The sequence below is a fragment of the Chromobacterium sp. CV08 genome (assembly GCF_051129845.1).
Taxonomy (GTDB): Bacteria; Pseudomonadota; Gammaproteobacteria; order Burkholderiales; family Chromobacteriaceae; genus Chromobacterium.
Genome location: NZ_CP150453.1, coordinates 3,103,265 through 3,120,731, shown reverse-complemented (window position 1 = coordinate 3,120,731; position 17,467 = coordinate 3,103,265). Strand labels below are relative to the sequence as shown.

Sequence of the window (17,467 nt, the reverse complement as noted above, 5' to 3'; positions counted from 1 at the left end):
CAGTGGGCAAACCAGGGAGCATAACAACGACATGAGTGATCGGGATATCGATCAACAGTTGGTGGAACGTGCCCAGCGAGGTGAAAAAAGAGCTTTCGATCTGCTTGTTGCCAAGTATCAGCGACGTCTCGCTAGGTTGTTGTCGCGTTTCATACGCGACGGTTCGGACATCGAAGATGTGACGCAGGAGGCGTTTATCAAAGCGTATCGTGCCTTGCCGTCCTTTCGGGGCGAGAGCGCGTTTTACACATGGCTGTACAGGATAGGCATCAACACGGCCAAGAATTTCCTCAGCGCCAGCGGACGTCGTCCGGTGGTCAACAGCGAGATAGAGGACGAGGACGGGGAGAGCTTCGACATGGCGTCGCAGATCCCGGACATGAATACGCCCGAAACCGAGCTGATGAACAAGGAGATTCTTGCGACGGTCAATGCCGCCGTGGAAGCTTTGCCGGAGGAATTGCGCACCGCCATATCCCTCAGGGAGATGGAGGGCCTGTCCTACGATGAAATTGCCAGGGTGATGGATTGTCCAATAGGTACGGTGCGTTCGCGGATATTCCGCGCTCGCGAGGCGATTGCTGCTGAGCTCAGGCCTCTGCTGGACACGGCCAAGAACAGAAGGTGGTAAGTTATGAAAGAAACGATATCCGCGTTGGTGGATGGCGAACTGGACGGAGCGGCGGCCGACAAGGCCATCTCCGCCATCGCCGGTGATCAGGACCTGGATGCGGCCTGGGAACAATATCACCTGATCGGGGACGCGATGCGTTCCGGCCGCATGGCCGGGCTGGACGTACGCGCCAGGGTGGCCGAGCGGCTGGCGGAGGAGCCTACGGTGCTGGCGCCGCGCCGCTGGATGCGCCCGCGCCGCGCCCGCGCCGCCAGTGCAGTGGCGCTGGCCGCCAGCGTTAGCTTCGCGGCGGTGGTGGGCTGGCAACAGCTGGGCCATCGCGCGTCCGCGCCGTCGGTGATCGCCGACCGCGGTGTGCCGGTCCAGATCGCCCAGCCGGCCGCGGCCGAGCAGGACGATCCCTATGTGCTGGCGCACCAGGAGGTGACGGCGGATCAGGGCGTGATGCGGGTTTCCTACGGGAACGGAGCTCGCCACTGATGCGTGTCGTTCCACTGATTGGTGTTTTGATGTTCGGGGCCGCCTGTGCGGCCCACGCGGAAGATGACATGCAGCTGTTGCGGAATGTCGGCAACGCCGGCAGGCAGCAGGCGCTGGATGGCACCTATCTGCATCAGATGAACGGCATGCTGGAAACCTTCCGTATCGTCCGCCAGGGCCAGGGAGACGGGGTGCGCGAGAAGCGCAGCTCGCTCGACGGCCCGTCGCGGGAAGTCGTGCGCAACGGCGGCGAACTGACCTGCTACGCGTCGGACAAGCGCGCGCTGATGGCGTGCAAGATCAGTGCGATGCGGCTGTTTCCGGCCTTGTTGCCGGACGATCTGGAAGACATCACCCGTTCCTATGTGCTGAAGCGCACCGGCTTCGACCGGGTGGCCAAGCGCGATTGCCAGTGGCTGGATCTGCAGCCGCGCGACCCGCAACGCTACTCGATGCGGATGTGCGTCGATCCGACCACCTATCTGCCGTTGAAGATGATCACGTTGTCGCCGCGCGGCGACAGCGTCGAGCAGTTCACCTTCACCGACGTGGAGTTGGCCGGCGCCCGGGACAAGAAGGCCTACCGGCCGAAGCTGCCGCAGAAGTTCCTGCTGCGGCCGGCGAAGGCGCCGACAGGCGCCGATCCGTCGGTGTCGCAGAACGAGGTCAGCGGCCTGCCGCAGGGCTTCCGCCTGCTGCGCTCGGTTCAGCGGGTCCTGCCCGGTCAGGGCGGCAAGCCGGTGCGTCATCTGGTCTTGTCGGACGGGCTGGTGATGCTGTCGGTCTTCGTCGAGCCGCCGCCGCCGGAAAACGCCAGGCTGGAACGGATAGGCAATCTGCACGGCGCGATCAATATGGCCACCAGCTATCAGAACGATATGCAGCTGACGGCGGTCGGCGATATGCCGCAGACCGCGATGATGGCCCTGCTGAAGGCGATGCACGTCAACGGCAAGGGCGATTGAGCCAGCGATGTCGGCGCGGGAGCGGCCGCCGTGCGGCGGCGCTCCCGCCTGCAGTGTCAGGACTGGCCGTTTTCCGTCGGAAGACGGCCAGTTTCGCATGGCGCGCCGTCGGGCGCGCCTGGGGAGATGGAGGGGGCGCCTGTCGGCGCGCCATTCCGCAATGACAATCACCGGTGATCTCCGGGGCATTAATCCACAATATTTCAAAGATGGAGCGCACATGTCGGTCAAAAAACTGATCGTTTCCGCAATGCTGGCGGCATCCGTGTTCGCGGCGGAGCTTCCCGCCGCCATGGCGGCGGATCTGCCTGACTTCGCCCAGATCGTCGAGGCCGAGGGCAAGGCGGTGGTCAACGTCAGCACCACTTCCACGGTCAAGGAGTCGACTTCCGGCCTGCCCGAGGGCATGGAGGGGGATCCGTTCTTCGAATTCTTCCGCCGCTTCGCGCCGCCGCAGCAGCGCGAGCACCAGGAAAGTTCGCTGGGTTCGGGATTCATCATTTCTCAGGACGGCTATGTGCTGACCAATGCCCACGTGGTGGCCCGCGCGGACAAGATCACCGTCAAGCTGAACGACAAGCGGGAATTCCAGGCGCGTGTGATCGGGTCCGACGCCCGCTCCGACGTCGCGCTGCTGAAGATCGACGCCCAGGGCCTGCCTACGGTGCGGATGGGCGACCCGAAAAACCTGAAGGTGGGGCAGTGGGTGCTGGCGATAGGCTCGCCGTTCGGCTTCGAGAACACCGCCACTTCCGGCATCGTGTCCGGCAAGAACCGCATGCTGCCCGACGAAAGCGCCGTGCAGTTCATCCAGACCGACGCGGCGGTCAATCCCGGCAACTCCGGCGGTCCGCTGTTCAATCTGAAGGGCGAGGTGGTCGGCATCAATTCGCAGATCTACAGCCGTTCCGGCGGTTTCATGGGCATCTCCTTCGCGATCCCGATCGATACCGCGATGAATGTGGCCGACCAGCTGAAGACCAAGGGCAAGGTGACCCGCAGCCGCATCGGCGTCGTGGTTCAGGAGCTGAGCAAGGAGCTGGCGGCTTCGTTCGGTCTGGCCAAGCCCAGCGGCGTGCTGATCAACGCCCTCGATCCTAAGGGGCCGGCGCAGAAGGCCGGCTTGAAGGCGGGCGACATCGTGCTGCGCATCAACGGCCAGCCGGTGGAGAACGGCGGCGATATGCAGCGCCTGATCAGCGAGATGCTGCCGGGCAAGGCGATCACGCTGGACGTCTGGCGCAGCCGCGCCCAGACCGGCATCCGCGTGGTGCCTGAAGAGCTGGTGGAAGAGGACGCCCGCGTCGCGAAGCGCGAATACCGCAAGCCGGGGAGCGAGAACGAGCAGAGCCTGGCCCAGATCGGCCTGCGCCTGCAGGAGCTGGGCCCGGCGCAATTGCAGCGCGCCGGCATAGGCTACGGCCTCTTGGTGCGCGCGGCCAACGGCGTGGCGATGCGGGCCGGCATCCAGCCGGGCGACATCATCGTCGGCATAGGCGGCGATCCGCTGCAGAGCTTCGCCCAGCTGAAGAAGGCGCTTGACCAGGTGAAGAAGGGCGGAACGGTGGCGTTGCAGGTGATGCGCCAGGGGCAGGTGCAGTTCGTGCCGCTGACCGTCGGCGACGCGCAATGAAGCTGACGCTGTATTTCCGCGAGTACTGCAGCCTGTGCCATCAGATGCTGGCCGAGCTGCAGCCCTGGCGCCAGCGCCACGGCTTCGAGCTCGAGGTCGTCGACGTCGACGCCGATCCTCTGCTTGAGGCGCGCTTCAATGAACTGGTGCCGGTGCTGATGGATGGCGAGGCGGAAATCTGCCACTGGCATCTGGATGCCGCGAGATTGGCTGCACACTTGGGCGAAATCGGCTAAAATCCGCGCCAGTGTGAGTCAAACCGGGGGCGCGCAGACCGCGCCCCCGCTTGCTGACCGGCTTCCGGCAGCCGCCGGACCCCGATGGGCCCGGCAGGGCCATCCGTCAGCAGCCCCGGGCACGCTAGCGTGCCCTTATCTTTTGCTGGAAACCGATGAAGAACATCCGAAATTTTTCGATCATTGCCCATATCGACCATGGCAAATCCACCCTGGCCGACCGCTTCATTCAGTTCTGCGGGGGTCTGGAATTACGCGAAATGAGCGCCCAGGTGCTCGACTCGATGGATATCGAGAAGGAGCGCGGCATCACCATCAAGGCGCAGACCGCCGCCTTGCAGTACAAGGCCCGCGACGGCCAGGTATACCACCTGAACCTGATCGACACGCCGGGACACGTGGACTTCAGCTATGAGGTGTCGCGCTCGCTGTCCGCCTGCGAGGGCGCGCTGCTGGTCGTCGACGCGTCGCAGGGCGTGGAAGCCCAGACCGTGGCCAACTGCTACACCGCGATCGAGCTGGGCGTCGAAGTGGTGCCGGTGCTGAACAAGATCGACCTGCCGGCCGCCGATCCGGAGCGCATTTCGCAGGAAATCGAGGACATCATCGGCATCGAGGCCGTCGAGGCGGTGCGCGCGTCTGCCAAGTCCGGCATCGGCATCGAAGACATCCTGGAAGAGGTGGTCAACAAGATCCCGGCGCCGAAGGGGAATCCCGATGGCCCGCTGAAGGCTCTGATCGTCGACTCCTGGTTCGACAACTATGTCGGCGTGGTGATGCTGGTGCGCGTGATCGACGGTTCCTTGAAGCCCAAGGACAAGATCAAGTTCATGGCCACCGGCGCCGAGCACCTGTGCGAGCAGGTCGGCGTGTTCACGCCGAAGTCGGTCCAGCGTCCAAGCCTGAATGCCGGCGAGGTGGGTTTCGTCATCGCCGGCATCAAGGAATTGAAATCGGCCAAGGTCGGCGACACCATCACGCTGATGTCCAAGCCGGCCGCCGAGGCGCTGCCGGGCTTCAAGGACGTGCAGTCCCAGGTGTTCGCCGGCCTGTATCCGGTGGAAAGCCACGATTACGAAGCGCTGCGCGACGCGCTGGAGAAGCTGCAGCTGAACGACGCCTCGCTGAAGTACGAGCCCGAAGTGTCGCAGGCGCTGGGCTTCGGCTTCCGTTGCGGCTTCCTCGGCCTCTTGCACCTGGAGATCGTCCAGGAGCGGCTGGAGCGCGAGTTCGACATGGACCTGATCACCACCGCGCCGACGGTGAATTACGAAGTGGTGATGCGGGACGGCACGGTCGAGGTGGTGTCCAATCCGTCGCGGATGCCGGACGCCGGCAAGTACGACGACTTGCGCGAACCCATCATCACCTCCACCATCCTGGTGCCGCAGGACTATGTCGGCGCGGTGATGACGCTGTGCAACCAGAAGCGCGGCGTGCAGCGCAATATGCAGTATATGGGCCGGCAGGTGATGCTGACCTACGATCTGCCGATGAACGAAGTGGTGATGGATTTCTTCGACAAGCTGAAGTCCACCAGCCGCGGCTACGCCTCGCTGGACTACGAATTCAAGGAATTCCAGAGCGCCGACCTGGTCAAGCTGGACGTGCTGGTCAACGGCGAGAAGGTCGACGCCTTGAGCCTGATCGTGCACCGCGCCTCCAGCGTGTACCGCGGCCGTGAGCTGGTGTCCAAGATGCGCGAACTGATTCCGCGCCAGATGTTCGACATCGCGGTGCAGGCCGCCATCGGCGGCCACATCATCGCCCGCGAGACGGTGAAGGCGCTGCGCAAGAACGTGCTGGCCAAGTGCTACGGCGGCGACATCACCCGTAAGAAGAAGCTGCTGGAAAAGCAAAAGGCCGGCAAGAAGCGGATGAAGCAGGTCGGCAACGTGGAAATCCCGCAAGAGGCTTTCCTCGCCATTCTTCAAGTAGGGGACAAATAAGTGGGTGCAAACTTGTACTGGGTGTTCGTGGCGCTCGCCGTCGTCGGCGTGCTGCTGATCCTGCTGGGCGGCGCCAAGAAGGAGGGCGCCAGCGATTGGCCTCAGTCGGTGCAATGGGGCTATCTGGCGGTGGTGATAGGCGGCTTCGGCTTCCTGTCCAACTACATGAGCTTCACCGCGGTGATGCTGGTCTTCGTGCTGATCACCGGCGCGGTGTGGCTGCTGGACAAGTGGCTGCTGGCGCGGAAGCGCGCCGCGGCCGGCGCCGAGGCCGGCCATTTCGTCGATTATTCGCGCGGCTTCTTCCCGGTGATCTTCGTCGTCTTCCTGCTGCGTTCCTTCCTGGTCGAGCCGTTCCAGATCCCGTCCAGTTCGATGCGGCCGGGCCTGGTGGTCGGCGACTTCATCCTGGTCAACAAGTTCGCCTATGGTATTCGCGTGCCTGTGCTCAATAATGTATTGATCCCGGTCGGTCAGGTGCAGCACGGCGACGTGGTGGTCTTCAACTACCCGCCGAATCCCAAGATCAACTACATCAAGCGGGTGATCGGCCTGCCCGGCGATACGGTCGAGTACCGCAACAAGCGGCTGACGGTGAATGGCAAGCCATTGCCGGATGCCGCCGACGGCAGCTACGACTACCTGGAAAAAGAGCTGGGCCTGCAGCAGATCAGCGCCAACCAGTTCCGCGAGAGCCAGGGCGGCAAGAATTACAAGGTGCTGAACAACCCGGGCACGCCGGTGGTGGCGCTGAGCCAGGTGCAGGATTTCCAGTACCGCGACAACTGCCGCTATGACGACGACGGCTTCGTGTGCAAGGTGCCGCAAGGCCATTACTTCATGATGGGCGACAATCGCGACAACAGCTCCGACGGCCGCTACTGGGGCTTCGTCAAAGACGATCTGATGGTCGGCAAGGCCTTCATGATCTGGATGAACTTCGGCGACTTGTCGCGCATCGGCACCAAGGTGCAATAACCATCCTCAGGCCACGGGCGGCCATGACCGGGAGAAGCGCATGAAACAGCAAAGAGGCATGTCGGTAATTGCGGTTTTGGTGGTGTTGCTGCTGGCCGGGGCCGCCCTGCTGCTGGTATTCAAGGTGGTGCCTGTGTACACCGAATACGGCGACGTCAAGACCGCGCTGGGCACGCTGGCCGGCGAAACCAATGTCGGCGAGCAGACGCTGCGGCAGGAGTTCGACCAGAAGGCGTCGGTGGCAGGCATCGTTTCCATCAAGGGCGGCCAGCTGACGGTGGTGGCCGGCAACAGCAGCAATTACCTGCGCGCGCAGTACCAGCGGGAAGTGCCGTTGTTCGGCAACGTGGGCCTGCTTTTCCATTTCGACACCCAGGCGGGCCAGCCGCCCGCCCAATAATCACATCGTGACTCAAATCGACAACCGATTCCGGCGCCTGTCCCAGGCGCTGGATTATGCATTTCAGAAGCCGGAACTGCTGCGGCAGGCGCTGACGCACCGCAGCTACAGCAGCGTCAACAACGAGCGCTTCGAATTCGTCGGCGACAGCATTCTCAACTACACGGTCGCGCGGATGCTGTTCGACCGCTTTCCGCAGCTGACCGAGGGCGAACTGTCCCGGCTGCGCGCCAACCTGGTCAATCAGAACACATTGGCCGAGATCGCCCATGAGCTGAAGCTGGGCGACTATCTGTACCTGGGCGAGGGCGAACTGAAGAGCGGCGGCTTCAACCGGCCGTCCATCCTGGCCGACGCGCTGGAGGCGACGTTCGCCGCCGTCAGCTTCGACGCCGACTTCGCCGCCGCCGAGCAGGTGGTGCGCAAGCTGTACGGCCAGCGCGTGGCGACGATAGACACGACCCGGCAGGCCAAGGACGCCAAGACCCGCTTGCAGGAGGCGCTGCAGGCGCGCAAGCTGGCGCTGCCGAAGTACCGCATCCTGTCGCAGAGCGGCGAGGCGCACGAACAATGGTTCAAGGTGGAGTGCGACCTGGGCGAGATGGCCCTGATCGCGACCGGCGACGGCGGCAGCCGCCGCGCCGCCGAACAGCAGGCCGCCGAAGCGGCCATCGTCCTGCTGGAACAGAAACTCGCAGCAATCAAGAAAAAATCATGACCGATACCCCATTCCACTGCGGCTTCGTCGCCATCGTCGGCCGTCCCAACGTAGGCAAGTCCACGTTGATGAACCACCTGATCGGCCAGAAGATCAGCATCACCTCGAAGAAATCGCAGACCACGCGCCACCGCGTCACCGGCATCCACACCGAGGACGCGGCGCAGTTCGTCTTCGTCGACACCCCGGGCTTCCAGACCTATCACAAGGGCGCGCTGAACGAGGCGCTGAACAAGAGCGTCAAGGACTCGCTGGGCAGCGTCGATTGCGTGCTCTTCCTGCTGGAGGCGATGCGCTTCACCGCCGCCGACCGCGAGGTGATGGCGCTGCTGCCGAAGAAGACCCCGGTCATCCTGGTGGTGAACAAGCTGGACAAGGCCAAGGACAAGCTGACCTTGCAGGCCTTCATCGACGAGGTGACGGCCGAGTTCGAGTTCGCCGGCGTCGAGGTCGTCAGCGCCAAGCACGGCCAGCGGCTGGCCGAGCTCTTGGACCAGGTCCGTCCGCATCTGCCGGAGTCGATGCCCTTGTACCCCGAGGACATGATCACCGACAAGAACGAGCGCTTCCTGGCCGCCGAGATCGTCCGCGAGAAGCTGTTCCGCTACCTCGGCGAAGAGCTGCCGTACGAGATGAACGTCGAAGTGGAAATGTTCGAGATGGACGGCGCGCTGCGCCGCATCCACATCGCGGTGCTGGTGGACAAGGAACACCAGAAGCCCATTGTCATCGGCAGGGCAGGCGAGAAGCTGAAGAAGATCTCCACCGAGGCGCGGCTGGACATGGAAAAGCTGTTCGACGGCAAGGTCTTCCTCCAGGTATGGGTGAAGGTGAAGTCCGGCTGGGCCGACGACGTCCGCTTCCTGCGCGAGTTCGGTCTGGATTGATGAGGCCGCTGGAGACGGCGCCGGCCCAGCCATGCTGGGCGGTGCGGCTATCGGCCGACACGCCGGCCTTGAACGGCCTGGCGATCTGCGCGTTGCGCCTGGCCACCGCGCAGCCGGGCTGTCTGGGCGGCGACGCGGTGGCGCAGCTGACCTATTGGGACAGCGTCGACGCGATTGCCGCCTGGCGCGGCCGCGTCGAGCAACTGGTACAGCAGCGGCTGGGGCGGGGAAGCGGCGAGTTCGGCTTCGAGGTCAGCCGCAGCCTGCCGAAAGGCGCAGGCGCATGAGCCAGCCGGGACGGGTGGACAAGCAGCCGGCGTATATCCTGCATACCCAGCCATACCGCGAGACCAGCCTGCTGCTGGAGGTGCTGACCCGCGACCACGGCCGTTTCAGCCTGGTGGCGCGAGGCGCGCGGCGGCCGCGTTCCGATCTGCGCGGCGTGCTGTTGCCGTTCCAGCCGCTGACGCTGTCGTGGTTCGGCAAGAACGAGTTGCGGACGCTGCACGGCGCCGACTGGGAGGGCGGGGTCCGGCCCTTGTCCGGCCTGCCGCTGGTATGCGGCTTTTATCTGAATGAATTGATGCTGAAGCTCACGGCGAGGGACGACCCCGAACCGCGGGCTTTCGCCGTTTACGACGCGGCGGTGCGCGACCTGGCCGGGCGGCCGCCGCTGGCCCCGGTGCTGCGCCGCTACGAGATCCGGCTGGCGCAGGTGCTGGGCTACGCGCCTTCGCTGGCGCGCGACAGCCGCGGCGACGCCATCGTCGCCGACCGGCATTATCTGTGCCGCAATGCGGCGCTGCCGGAGCCGGACGACTATCCGGACCTGGCGCTGTCCGGCGGCGCGGCGCGCCTGTCGGGCGCGGCGCTGCTGGCGCTGGACGCCGACGACTACGGCGATCCGGCGGTGCGCGGCCAGGCCCGCCAGCTGAGCCGGGTGTGGCTGGCCGCCTTGCTGGGCGACACGCCGCTGGCTTCGCGCGAACTGTTGCAGGTCATCCAGTCCCTGTCGGACTAGATGGCATAAAAGCTGAGGAGAAACGAATGATTCTGTTGGGCGTAAACATCGATCACGTCGCCACGTTGCGCCAGGCGCGCGGCACCCGCTATCCGAGCCCGGTCGAGGCCGCGCTGGTGGCCGAGAGCAGCGGCGCCGACCTGATCACGCTGCATCTGCGCGAAGACCGCCGTCACATCCAGGACGCCGACGTCAAGGCGATGCGTCCGGTGTTGAAGACCCGGATGAATCTGGAAATGGCGATGACGCCGGAAATGCTGGCGCACGCGCTGGAAGTGGCTCCGGAAGACGTCTGCCTGGTGCCGGAGAAGCGCGAGGAGGTCACCACCGAGGGCGGCCTGGACGTGCGAGGCCACTACGCCGACGTCAGGCACTACACCGGCAAGCTGGCCGATGCCGGCATCCGCGTGTCCATCTTCATCGATCCGGACCGCGAGCAGATCCAGAAGGCTTTCGACGCCGGCGCGCGCGTGATCGAGCTGCATACCGGCGCCTACGCCGACGCGCCGCACGCGAAGGAGCGCGACGCCGAGCTGGCCCGCATCCGCGAGGCCGCCGAGTTCGGCGCCGGCCTCGGCATGGTGGTCAACGCCGGCCACGGTCTGAACTACCATAACGTCAAGCCGATCGCCGCGATCCCGCAGATCGCCGAACTGAACATCGGCCATGCCATCGTCGCCCACGCGCTGTTCGTCGGCTTCCCGCAGGCGGTGCGCGAGATGAAGGCCTTGATGGAAAGCGCGCGCGCCCGCTGATGCCTACCGTCGTCACCCACGCGCTGGCCGGCGCGACGCTGGTCGGCCTGGCCTGCCGCAAGCCGTTGTCCGAGCCCGGCGTGCTGCCGTGGCTGGCGCTGTGCGGCGCGGCCGCGATGGTGCCGGACCTGGACGTGGTCACCTTCAAGCTGGGCATTCCTTACGCCAGCCCATGGGGGCACCGGGGCTTTTCCCATTCGCTGGCCGCCGCCGGCCTGTTCGCGGCGCTGCTGGCCTGGCTCTGCCGTCCGGTCTGGGCCAGAGTCGGCCTGAGCGCCGCGGCGGCGACCGCGCTGCTGTTGCTGTCGGTGGTCTCCCACGCTGCGCTGGACATGATCTGCGACGCCAGCTTCGGTCCGGCTTTGTTCATGCCGTGGTCGGATCACCGCTATCTGAGCGATTGGAAGCCGATAGAGGGCGCGCCTATCGGCCTGAAACGCTGGTTCGGTCCCAAGGGCCTGCGCGTGGTAGATACCGAGTTTCTCTACGTCTGGCTGCCCTGCGCCGCATTATGGCTGGGCAGGGGATGGTGGCTGAGGAGGGGGACATGATCCACGGCATAGGCACCGATCTGGTCGAGATCGCCAGGATGGACGAGCTGGTCCGCCGCTGGGGCGCCAAGGCCGGCCGCCGCATCCTGACGCCGTCGGAGCTGACCGAGTTCGAGGCCCATGGCGAGCCGGCCCGCTTCCTCGCCAAGCGCTTCGCGGTCAAGGAAGCCTTCGCCAAGGCGCTGGGCACCGGCGTGGTGGCGCCGGCGCTGCTGACGGCGATAGGCGTCAGCCATGATGCGCTCGGCAAGCCCTTGCTGGTCCTGTCCGACGAGCTGGCCGCCTTCGCCGCCGCGCGCGGCGTCACGCGCATGCATCTGTCCATCAGCGACGAACGCGGCCACGCCCTGGCCTTCGTCGTGCTTGAATCGTAGGGCGGGTCGAGGCCGTCCGCGCGACGGGCGCGGGAACGGTCGGCGCTCCGCCATTGTCTGTGCAATATCCGGGTCGGCTATACGCGCGTCCCGCCATGGTCGAGGATGAAACCATGACTCAAACGACTTTGAACCTCCCGCGCGGCCCGGTGATGGTCGACATCGCCGGCCTGACGCTCAGCGAGCAGGAGCGCGCCCGCCTGTCCCATCCGCTGGTCGGCGGCGTCATCCTGTTTCGCCGCAACTTCCGGGACATCGAACAGCTGCGGGCGCTGACCGCCGAAATCCGCGCCTTGCGTTCGCCGCATCTGTTGATCGCCGTCGATCACGAGGGCGGCCGCGTGCAGCGCTTCCTCGACGGCTTCACCCGGCTGCCGCCGATGAACGTGCTGGGCGAGGCCTGGGACGCCGACCGCGAGCAGGCGCTGAAGCTGGCCGAGACCGTCGGCTATGTGCTGGCGGCCGAGCTGTCCGCCTGCGGCATCGACCTGTCTTTCACCCCGGTGCTGGACCTGGATTGGGAGCGTTGCGCCGTCATCGGCAACCGCGCCTTCCACCGCGATCCGGAAGCGGTGTCGGCGCTGGCCGAGGCGCTGCAGCAGGGCCTGGGCCGCGGCGGCATGATGAGCTGCGGCAAGCACTATCCCGGCCACGGCTATGTCGAGGGCGACAGCCACCATCTGATGCCGCGGGACGAGCGCAGCCTGGCCCAGATCGAGCGCGACGACCTGGTGCCGTTCGCCCGCCTGGCCGACGCCGGCATGGGCGCGGTGATGCCGGCCCACGTGCTGTACCCGGCGGTGGACGGCCAGCCGGCAGGTTTCTCCAAGGTTTGGCTGACCGACATCCTGCGCGGCAAGCTGGGCTTCGACGGCGTGATCTTCTCCGACGCGCTGGACATGGCCGGGGCGGCCGGAGCGGGCACCTATGTGCAGCGCGCCGACGCGGCGCTGGCGGCCGGCTGCGACATGGTGCTGGTCTGCAATCAGCCGGAAGAGGCCGACACGATGCTGGCGGCGCTGGTTCCGCCGCCGCAGCCCAGGCTGGCCGAACGGCTGCAGCGGATGGCGGCCAAGAGCGGCGCCGACGATTGGCAGCGGCTGATCGCGACGCCGGATTTCGCCGCCGCCCAGGCGGTGGTGCGGCAGCTGGCGATGCCGAAGGACGCGCTGGCCGGCCCGCAGGTCGGCGAGGCGCACTGAGATGCTGCCGGCCAGCCTGGCCGAACTGGACGCGGTCCGCGATGCGTGCCGGGCGATGGTCAACGGCAGGGCGGCGCTGTCGGCCGGCGCGTCGGTCTTGCCGGCGCCCGGCGTCGACGTCGCCGCCGACGTGGCCATCCTGCTGCAGCTGATCCCGGCGATCAACCAGCGCTTCGGCGTGGCGCCGGAACAGATGGACGGCTACGACGCGGCGCGCAAGCAGATGCTGTACCAGCTGATCCGCCGTGCCGGCAGCGCGCTGCTGGGGATGGAAATCACCCGCACGCTGCTGAGCGCGCTGCTCAGGCGGGTCGCCGGGCGCTGGGCGGGCAGGCAGGCGCTGAAGCTGGTGCCGGTGCTGGGCTGGGCCGCGAACGCGGCGATAGGCTTCGCGGCGATGCGCCACATCGGCAACAGCCATATCGACGATTGCTACGCCGTCTGCCGGCGCATGCTGGAAGAGGGCAAGGAGTAGAACCATGCAGGTAGGTGCGCTGATCATCGGCGACGAGTTGTTGTCCGGCAAACGTCAGGACAAGCATATGCAGGCCTTGATCCGCATGCTGGCCGCGCGCGGCATGAAGCTGGCCTGGGCCGAGTATCTGGGCGACGATCCGGCCCGCATCGAGGCGGCCTTGCGCCGCGCCTTCGCCGGCGGCGATCTGGTGTTCAGCTTCGGCGGCATCGGCGCGACGCCGGACGACCATACCCGCGGCTGCGCGGCCCGCGCGCTGGGCGTGCCGCTGGAACTGCATCCGGAGGCCCGGGCGCTGATCGAGGGACGTTTCGGCGCCGAGGCTTATCCGCACCGGATCCAGATGGGCCATTTCCCGCAAGGCGCCGCCATCATTCCGAATCCGGTCAACCAGATCGCCGGCTTTTCCCACGGCGACGTTCATTTCCTGCCGGGCTTTCCCAGCATGGCCTGGCCGATGGCGGAGTGGGTGCTGGACAGCCATTACCGGCAGCTGTTCCAGGCGCAGGCGGACATCGAGCAATCCTGCGTCGCGATCCAGGCCCGCGAAGGCGATCTGATCGGCCTGATGCAGGATTTCACCGCACGCTACCCGGCCTTGAAACTGTCCAGCCTGCCCAATTTCGGCAACGAGGCGATTCCGGAGATGCACATCGAGTTCGGCTTCAGCGGCCAGCCGGCCCTGGTCGAGATCGCCATCGCCGAGTGGGTGAAAGCGTTGCAGCAGCTGGGTTATGAGGTGAGGCAGGGCACGCGGGCCGCGAAGTAGCGCGGGCGGAAGTCGATAGCCGGCGGTTGTCGACGCCGGCTCGCGAACCATTTCCGCCGCGGCCGGGTCTGAGGGGGACGTCCATCGTTCTTTAAAGAGAAAAGCCAATGAGCAGCGTCAGCTATCGAAGCGCCCGTCCCGACGACGTGGCGGCCTGCATCGTCATCCGCGGCCAGACCCGCGAGAACGCCATTTCGGAGACCCGCCTGAACGAATTGGGCATCACGCGGGAAAACTGGGCGCAGGGCGTCGCCGACGGCGAGCTGCCCGGCGTGGTGGCGGAGTCCGACGGCTGCATCGTCGGCTATGGTTTCGGCGACGCAGACAGCGGGGAGATCGTCGTATTGGCCCTGCTGCCGGCGTTCGAACGATTGGGCGTGGGCAAGGCGCTGCTGGCGTGGGTGATCGATATCCTGCGAGGGCTGGGCCACGAGCGTCTGTTTCTTGGTTGCAACAGCGATCCGGCCGTGCGTTCGTACGGCTTCTATCGCCATCTGGGCTGGAAATCCACCGGCGAAGTCGATGCGTATGGCGACGAGGTGCTGGAATACCGGTTTTCATCGGAGCCTGTCTGACGCGGCTTCGGGCTCATTCCAACATTTGTTTGCAAGCCAGGCGCTCGCCGCTTTCCGCGCCATGTGAAAATCGGCTCCTCTCTCGATGCGCAGGAGAAGGCGATGCGTCATTCATGCTTGGTCGTGGCCGGCGTCGCCGGCATGCTGGCTTTGCTGCCGGCTCATGCCTGCACGCTGTGGGGCGCGGCCGGCGCGGCCAGCGCCGACGGCACGCTGCTGGCCAAGAACCGCGACTGGAAACCCGACCACGTCCAGTCGCTGAGCCTGCGCCATCCGGCCCACGGCTACGCCTATCTGGGCCTGTACGCCGACAACGGCCGCGAGCCGGGCATCAAGGCCGGCGTCAATGAAAAAGGCCTGGCCGTGGTCGGCGCCGAGGCCAGCAGCCTGTCGCGCGAATTGCGGCAGGGCGACGGCGATAGCCGCGGCGTCATGACGCGTCTGTTGCGCGATTACGGTTCGCTGGATCAGGTGGCAGCCGCCGCGGACCAGCTGTTCCCGCGGGCGCGCCCGGTGTTTCTGCTGCTGGCCGACGCCGGCGGCCTGATGCAGGTGGAAGTCGGCCAGCACGGGCGCTACCGGCTGACGCGCCAGCAAAACGGCGTGCTGGCGCACACCAATCATTACGCCGACACGTCGCTGCTCGACGGCGAGCAGAAAATCGGCCCGAGCAGCCGGGCGCGGCTCGCCCGCATCGGCGCGCTGCTGGCCCGGCATCCGGCGCACACCCTTTCCGAGTTCGAGACGCTGAGCCGGGACCGCCACGACGGTCCCGACGACAGTCTGTGGCGCGACGGCCGCGAGCACACGCTGGCCGGCTGGCAGATGGCGCTGCCGGCGGGGGCGGCGCCCAGGCTGCATCTGCTGCTGGCCAATCCGGGCCAGCCGTTGCGGGAGCGGGACTACGCGCTGGACGCGGCCTTCTGGGCGCAGCCGGCCGGCAAGTTGCTGCCCTAGCTTGAACGACACGGGCCGGCGTTGCGCCGGCCTGTCGAAAGATCGGGCGGGAAGGCGTCAGCGCGCCGGCGTACAGTTCGGCCCGGCCCACATCCCGTCCATGTTAAGCGTCACGCCGGGGTCCTGCATCCGGCAGTCCGGCAGCTTGGGCTTGCCGTCGGTGGGAATGACGATGACGGTGGTGGACGGCGCGTTCGGCGCGGCTTGAGCCGGTTGCGCCATCCGCGCGCGCGCATCGCGGCTCTCCTGGTCCCGCTTGTCGGACTGCTTCATCATGCAGTTGGCGTAGTTGTCGGTGCCCGGCTGGAAGCCGTAGCCGGTGCAGGTCCGTTGATCCATCGCGCGGATCTCCTCGGGGCTGGCGCAGGCGGTCAGGGCGGCGGCGCCGATGGCGGCGGCGATCAATAGCGGCAGGGGTTTCATCGTTTCACTCTCCAGGTGGACGGCGGGGTGCCGGCATGCGCGCTTCTCCGAGCGTGTTTTCTATCTATAGAACCGACGGATTTTTTTCCCAAGCCCGGATGGCACATCGAGATGATTCCGCTTGCGCGCGCGATTTTCAATCAGCATAATCTGAAAATCTTTCAGTCAGCGCAAAGGAGAAGCCAATGAGCCGAGATATTTCATTCGCAGGGCGTGCCGGCTGAACCGTTGCCCCGGTCGTTTCATTTCCTGAAAGTTTTCCCGTTGTAAGCGGCGCCGTTCGGCGACCGTTCCCCGGCATTCCCTCCACCGCATCCGCGCGGTGATCAGCCTGCCCGACAGGCGCGTTTCCCCTATTCATTTCCGAATGCTCGATAGCGTCCGGCTACGCCCGGCGGCGTCGGCTTGCGAGCGTTCGCGGGAGTTTCAATGCTGAATTTCGATTTTCCGCGTCTGGCCGCCATAGGCCTGACGCCGGTATTGTTGCAACAGGCGCTGGCGCTGGCCGGCGAAGACGATCTGCAACTGGCGCGCGTGTGCCGCGTGCAGCGCGACTGCGCGTCGGTGCACGACGGCGACGGAGAGCGCCTGGCTCACGCCTTGCCCGGCGTCCACGCCGAGCTGGCGGTCGGCGACTGGGTGCTGTGCCAGCCGCGGGCGCATGAGCCTTGGCGTCTGCTCGAGCGTCTGGAACCGTTCAACCAGCTGGTCCGCGTCAACGACGAGGGTGTGCGCCAGACCTACGCCAGCAATGTCGACACCGCCTTGCTGGTGATGGGGCTGGACGGCGATTACAATCCGCGGCGGCTGGAGCGCTATCTGGGTCTGGCGGCGGCGGCCGGCGTGGCGCCGGTGGTGGTGCTGAGCAAGGCCGACCTGTGCGCGGATGCCGAGGCCAGGCTGGCCGAACTGGAGGGGCGGCTGCGTCCGCTGCCGCCGATACTGTTGTTGAACGGCACCGACCCGGCCTGCCGCGACGTCTTGCGGCCCTGGCTGGGCGCGGGGCAGACGCTGGTGCTGCTGGGCTCGTCCGGCGCCGGCAAGTCCACGCTCAGCAACACGCTGCTGGGCGAGGACGCGCAGGCGACGGGCGGGGTCAGGGCCGACGACAGCCGGGGCCGCCACACCACGACGGCGCGCACGCTGCTGACTTGTCCGGACGGCGGCTGCATCATAGACACGCCGGGCGTGCGCACGCTGCAGGCGCCGCCGGACGCCGGCGCGCTGGCCGGCAGCTTCGCCGACATCGAGGCGCTGGCAGGCCATTGCCAGTTCCGCGACTGCGGCCATCGCGAGGAGCCGGGCTGCGCGGTCAGGGCCGGCGTCGATGAAGACCGGCTGCGCAACTACCACAAGCTGCGGCGCGAAATGGAGCGCCACGAGCGCACCCCGCTGCAGCGGCAGCAGCAGCGGCGCGAATGGAAGGCGCGAAACAAGGCGGCCAGGTCGCGTTAGAATGACGGCTTCGGTTCCGAAACGTCCAAT

22 protein-coding genes are annotated in these 17,467 nt (G+C 66.3%); 21 read left to right on the top strand and 1 reads right to left on the bottom strand.

Annotated elements, in window-relative coordinates; translation table 11 throughout:
• Positions 1–31 precede the first annotated feature (31 nt).
• The 20 genes from rpoE to WNM05_RS14450 all read left to right on the top strand — a co-directional run bounded on the left by rpoE (position 32) and on the right by WNM05_RS14450 (position 15,559).
• A complete protein-coding gene (gene rpoE / locus WNM05_RS14545) occupies positions 32–631 on the top strand; it encodes an RNA polymerase sigma factor RpoE (RefSeq protein ID WP_043580038.1) in 600 nt (199 codons plus the stop codon).
• A 3-nt stretch (positions 632–634) separates the two neighbouring features.
• Positions 635–1,114: a sigma-E factor negative regulatory protein gene (locus tag WNM05_RS14540; protein ID WP_434627962.1), complete on the top strand. Its 480-nt coding sequence runs from the start codon at positions 635–637 to the stop codon at positions 1,112–1,114.
• A gap of 68 nt (positions 1,115–1,182) precedes the next feature.
• Positions 1,183–2,079, top strand: a complete 897-nt coding sequence (locus WNM05_RS14535) for a MucB/RseB C-terminal domain-containing protein (RefSeq protein WP_434627959.1) — start codon at positions 1,183–1,185, stop codon at positions 2,077–2,079.
• Positions 2,080–2,299: 220 nt separating this feature from the next.
• On the top strand, positions 2,300–3,712 hold the full coding sequence (locus WNM05_RS14530; protein ID WP_434627957.1) for a DegQ family serine endoprotease: 1,413 nt from the start codon (positions 2,300–2,302) through the stop codon (positions 3,710–3,712).
• Entirely contained in the window at positions 3,709–3,948 is a 240-nt protein-coding gene (locus WNM05_RS14525; protein WP_434627955.1) for a glutaredoxin family protein, read from the top strand. Before WNM05_RS14530 ends, WNM05_RS14525 begins: the two co-directional genes overlap by 4 nt.
• 155 nt (positions 3,949–4,103) lie before the next feature.
• Complete coding sequence (lepA, locus tag WNM05_RS14520) at positions 4,104–5,897, top strand: translation elongation factor 4 (RefSeq protein WP_434627952.1); 1,794 nt, start codon at positions 4,104–4,106, stop codon at positions 5,895–5,897.
• The gene (gene lepB, locus WNM05_RS14515; protein WP_434627949.1) at positions 5,898–6,875 is read left to right on the top strand and encodes a signal peptidase I; all 978 of its coding nucleotides are present in this window, start codon (positions 5,898–5,900) and stop codon (positions 6,873–6,875) included. It begins immediately after the preceding gene.
• 40 nt (positions 6,876–6,915) lie between these two features.
• A complete protein-coding gene (locus tag WNM05_RS14510) occupies positions 6,916–7,275 on the top strand; it encodes a DUF4845 domain-containing protein (protein WP_434627947.1) in 360 nt (119 codons plus the stop codon).
• A 7-nt stretch (positions 7,276–7,282) separates the two neighbouring features.
• Positions 7,283–7,993: a ribonuclease III gene (rnc, locus tag WNM05_RS14505; RefSeq protein ID WP_434627945.1), complete on the top strand. Its 711-nt coding sequence runs from the start codon at positions 7,283–7,285 to the stop codon at positions 7,991–7,993.
• Positions 7,990–8,880, top strand: a complete 891-nt coding sequence (gene era / locus WNM05_RS14500) for a GTPase Era (protein WP_434627942.1) — start codon at positions 7,990–7,992, stop codon at positions 8,878–8,880. Before rnc ends, era begins: the two co-directional genes overlap by 4 nt.
• A complete protein-coding gene (locus tag WNM05_RS14495) occupies positions 8,880–9,167 on the top strand; it encodes a hypothetical protein (protein ID WP_434627939.1) in 288 nt (95 codons plus the stop codon). Before era ends, WNM05_RS14495 begins: the two co-directional genes overlap by 1 nt.
• Positions 9,164–9,901, top strand: coding sequence for a DNA repair protein RecO (gene recO, locus WNM05_RS14490; RefSeq protein ID WP_434627936.1), 738 nt, complete (start codon positions 9,164–9,166; stop codon positions 9,899–9,901). The genes WNM05_RS14495 and recO overlap by 4 nt, the downstream gene beginning before the upstream one ends.
• Positions 9,902–9,927: 26 nt before the next feature.
• The gene (pdxJ, locus tag WNM05_RS14485) at positions 9,928–10,656 is read left to right on the top strand and encodes a pyridoxine 5'-phosphate synthase (RefSeq protein ID WP_434627934.1); all 729 of its coding nucleotides are present in this window, start codon (positions 9,928–9,930) and stop codon (positions 10,654–10,656) included.
• On the top strand, positions 10,656–11,207 hold the full coding sequence (locus WNM05_RS14480; protein WP_434627931.1) for a metal-dependent hydrolase: 552 nt from the start codon (positions 10,656–10,658) through the stop codon (positions 11,205–11,207). Before pdxJ ends, WNM05_RS14480 begins: the two co-directional genes overlap by 1 nt.
• Entirely contained in the window at positions 11,204–11,581 is a 378-nt protein-coding gene (acpS, locus tag WNM05_RS14475; protein WP_434627929.1) for a holo-ACP synthase, read from the top strand. Before WNM05_RS14480 ends, acpS begins: the two co-directional genes overlap by 4 nt.
• Before the next feature lie 113 nt (positions 11,582–11,694).
• Positions 11,695–12,783, top strand: a complete 1,089-nt coding sequence (gene nagZ, locus WNM05_RS14470; RefSeq protein ID WP_434627926.1) for a beta-N-acetylhexosaminidase — start codon at positions 11,695–11,697, stop codon at positions 12,781–12,783.
• A 1-nt stretch (position 12,784) separates the two neighbouring features.
• Positions 12,785–13,258, top strand: a complete 474-nt coding sequence (locus WNM05_RS14465; protein ID WP_434627923.1) for a hypothetical protein — start codon at positions 12,785–12,787, stop codon at positions 13,256–13,258.
• A 4-nt stretch (positions 13,259–13,262) separates the two neighbouring features.
• Entirely contained in the window at positions 13,263–14,027 is a 765-nt protein-coding gene (locus WNM05_RS14460; RefSeq protein WP_434627920.1) for a competence/damage-inducible protein A, read from the top strand.
• A 107-nt stretch (positions 14,028–14,134) separates the two neighbouring features.
• Complete coding sequence (locus WNM05_RS14455; protein WP_434627918.1) at positions 14,135–14,602, top strand: GNAT family N-acetyltransferase; 468 nt, start codon at positions 14,135–14,137, stop codon at positions 14,600–14,602.
• A 102-nt stretch (positions 14,603–14,704) separates the two neighbouring features.
• The gene (locus tag WNM05_RS14450; protein ID WP_434627914.1) at positions 14,705–15,559 is read left to right on the top strand and encodes a carcinine hydrolase/isopenicillin-N N-acyltransferase family protein; all 855 of its coding nucleotides are present in this window, start codon (positions 14,705–14,707) and stop codon (positions 15,557–15,559) included.
• A 57-nt stretch (positions 15,560–15,616) separates the two neighbouring features.
• Here WNM05_RS14450 and WNM05_RS14445 read toward each other — a convergent pair whose 3' ends face one another.
• Positions 15,617–15,982 carry a hypothetical protein gene (locus tag WNM05_RS14445; protein ID WP_434627911.1) on the bottom strand — a complete coding sequence of 122 codons (366 nt, stop codon included), beginning with the start codon at positions 15,980–15,982 and terminating at the stop codon, positions 15,617–15,619.
• A gap of 429 nt (positions 15,983–16,411) precedes the next feature.
• On the opposite strand from WNM05_RS14445, the gene rsgA reads away from it, so the two are divergent.
• Complete coding sequence (gene rsgA / locus WNM05_RS14440) at positions 16,412–17,437, top strand: ribosome small subunit-dependent GTPase A (protein WP_434627908.1); 1,026 nt, start codon at positions 16,412–16,414, stop codon at positions 17,435–17,437.
• Positions 17,438–17,467: the final 30 nt, after the last annotated feature.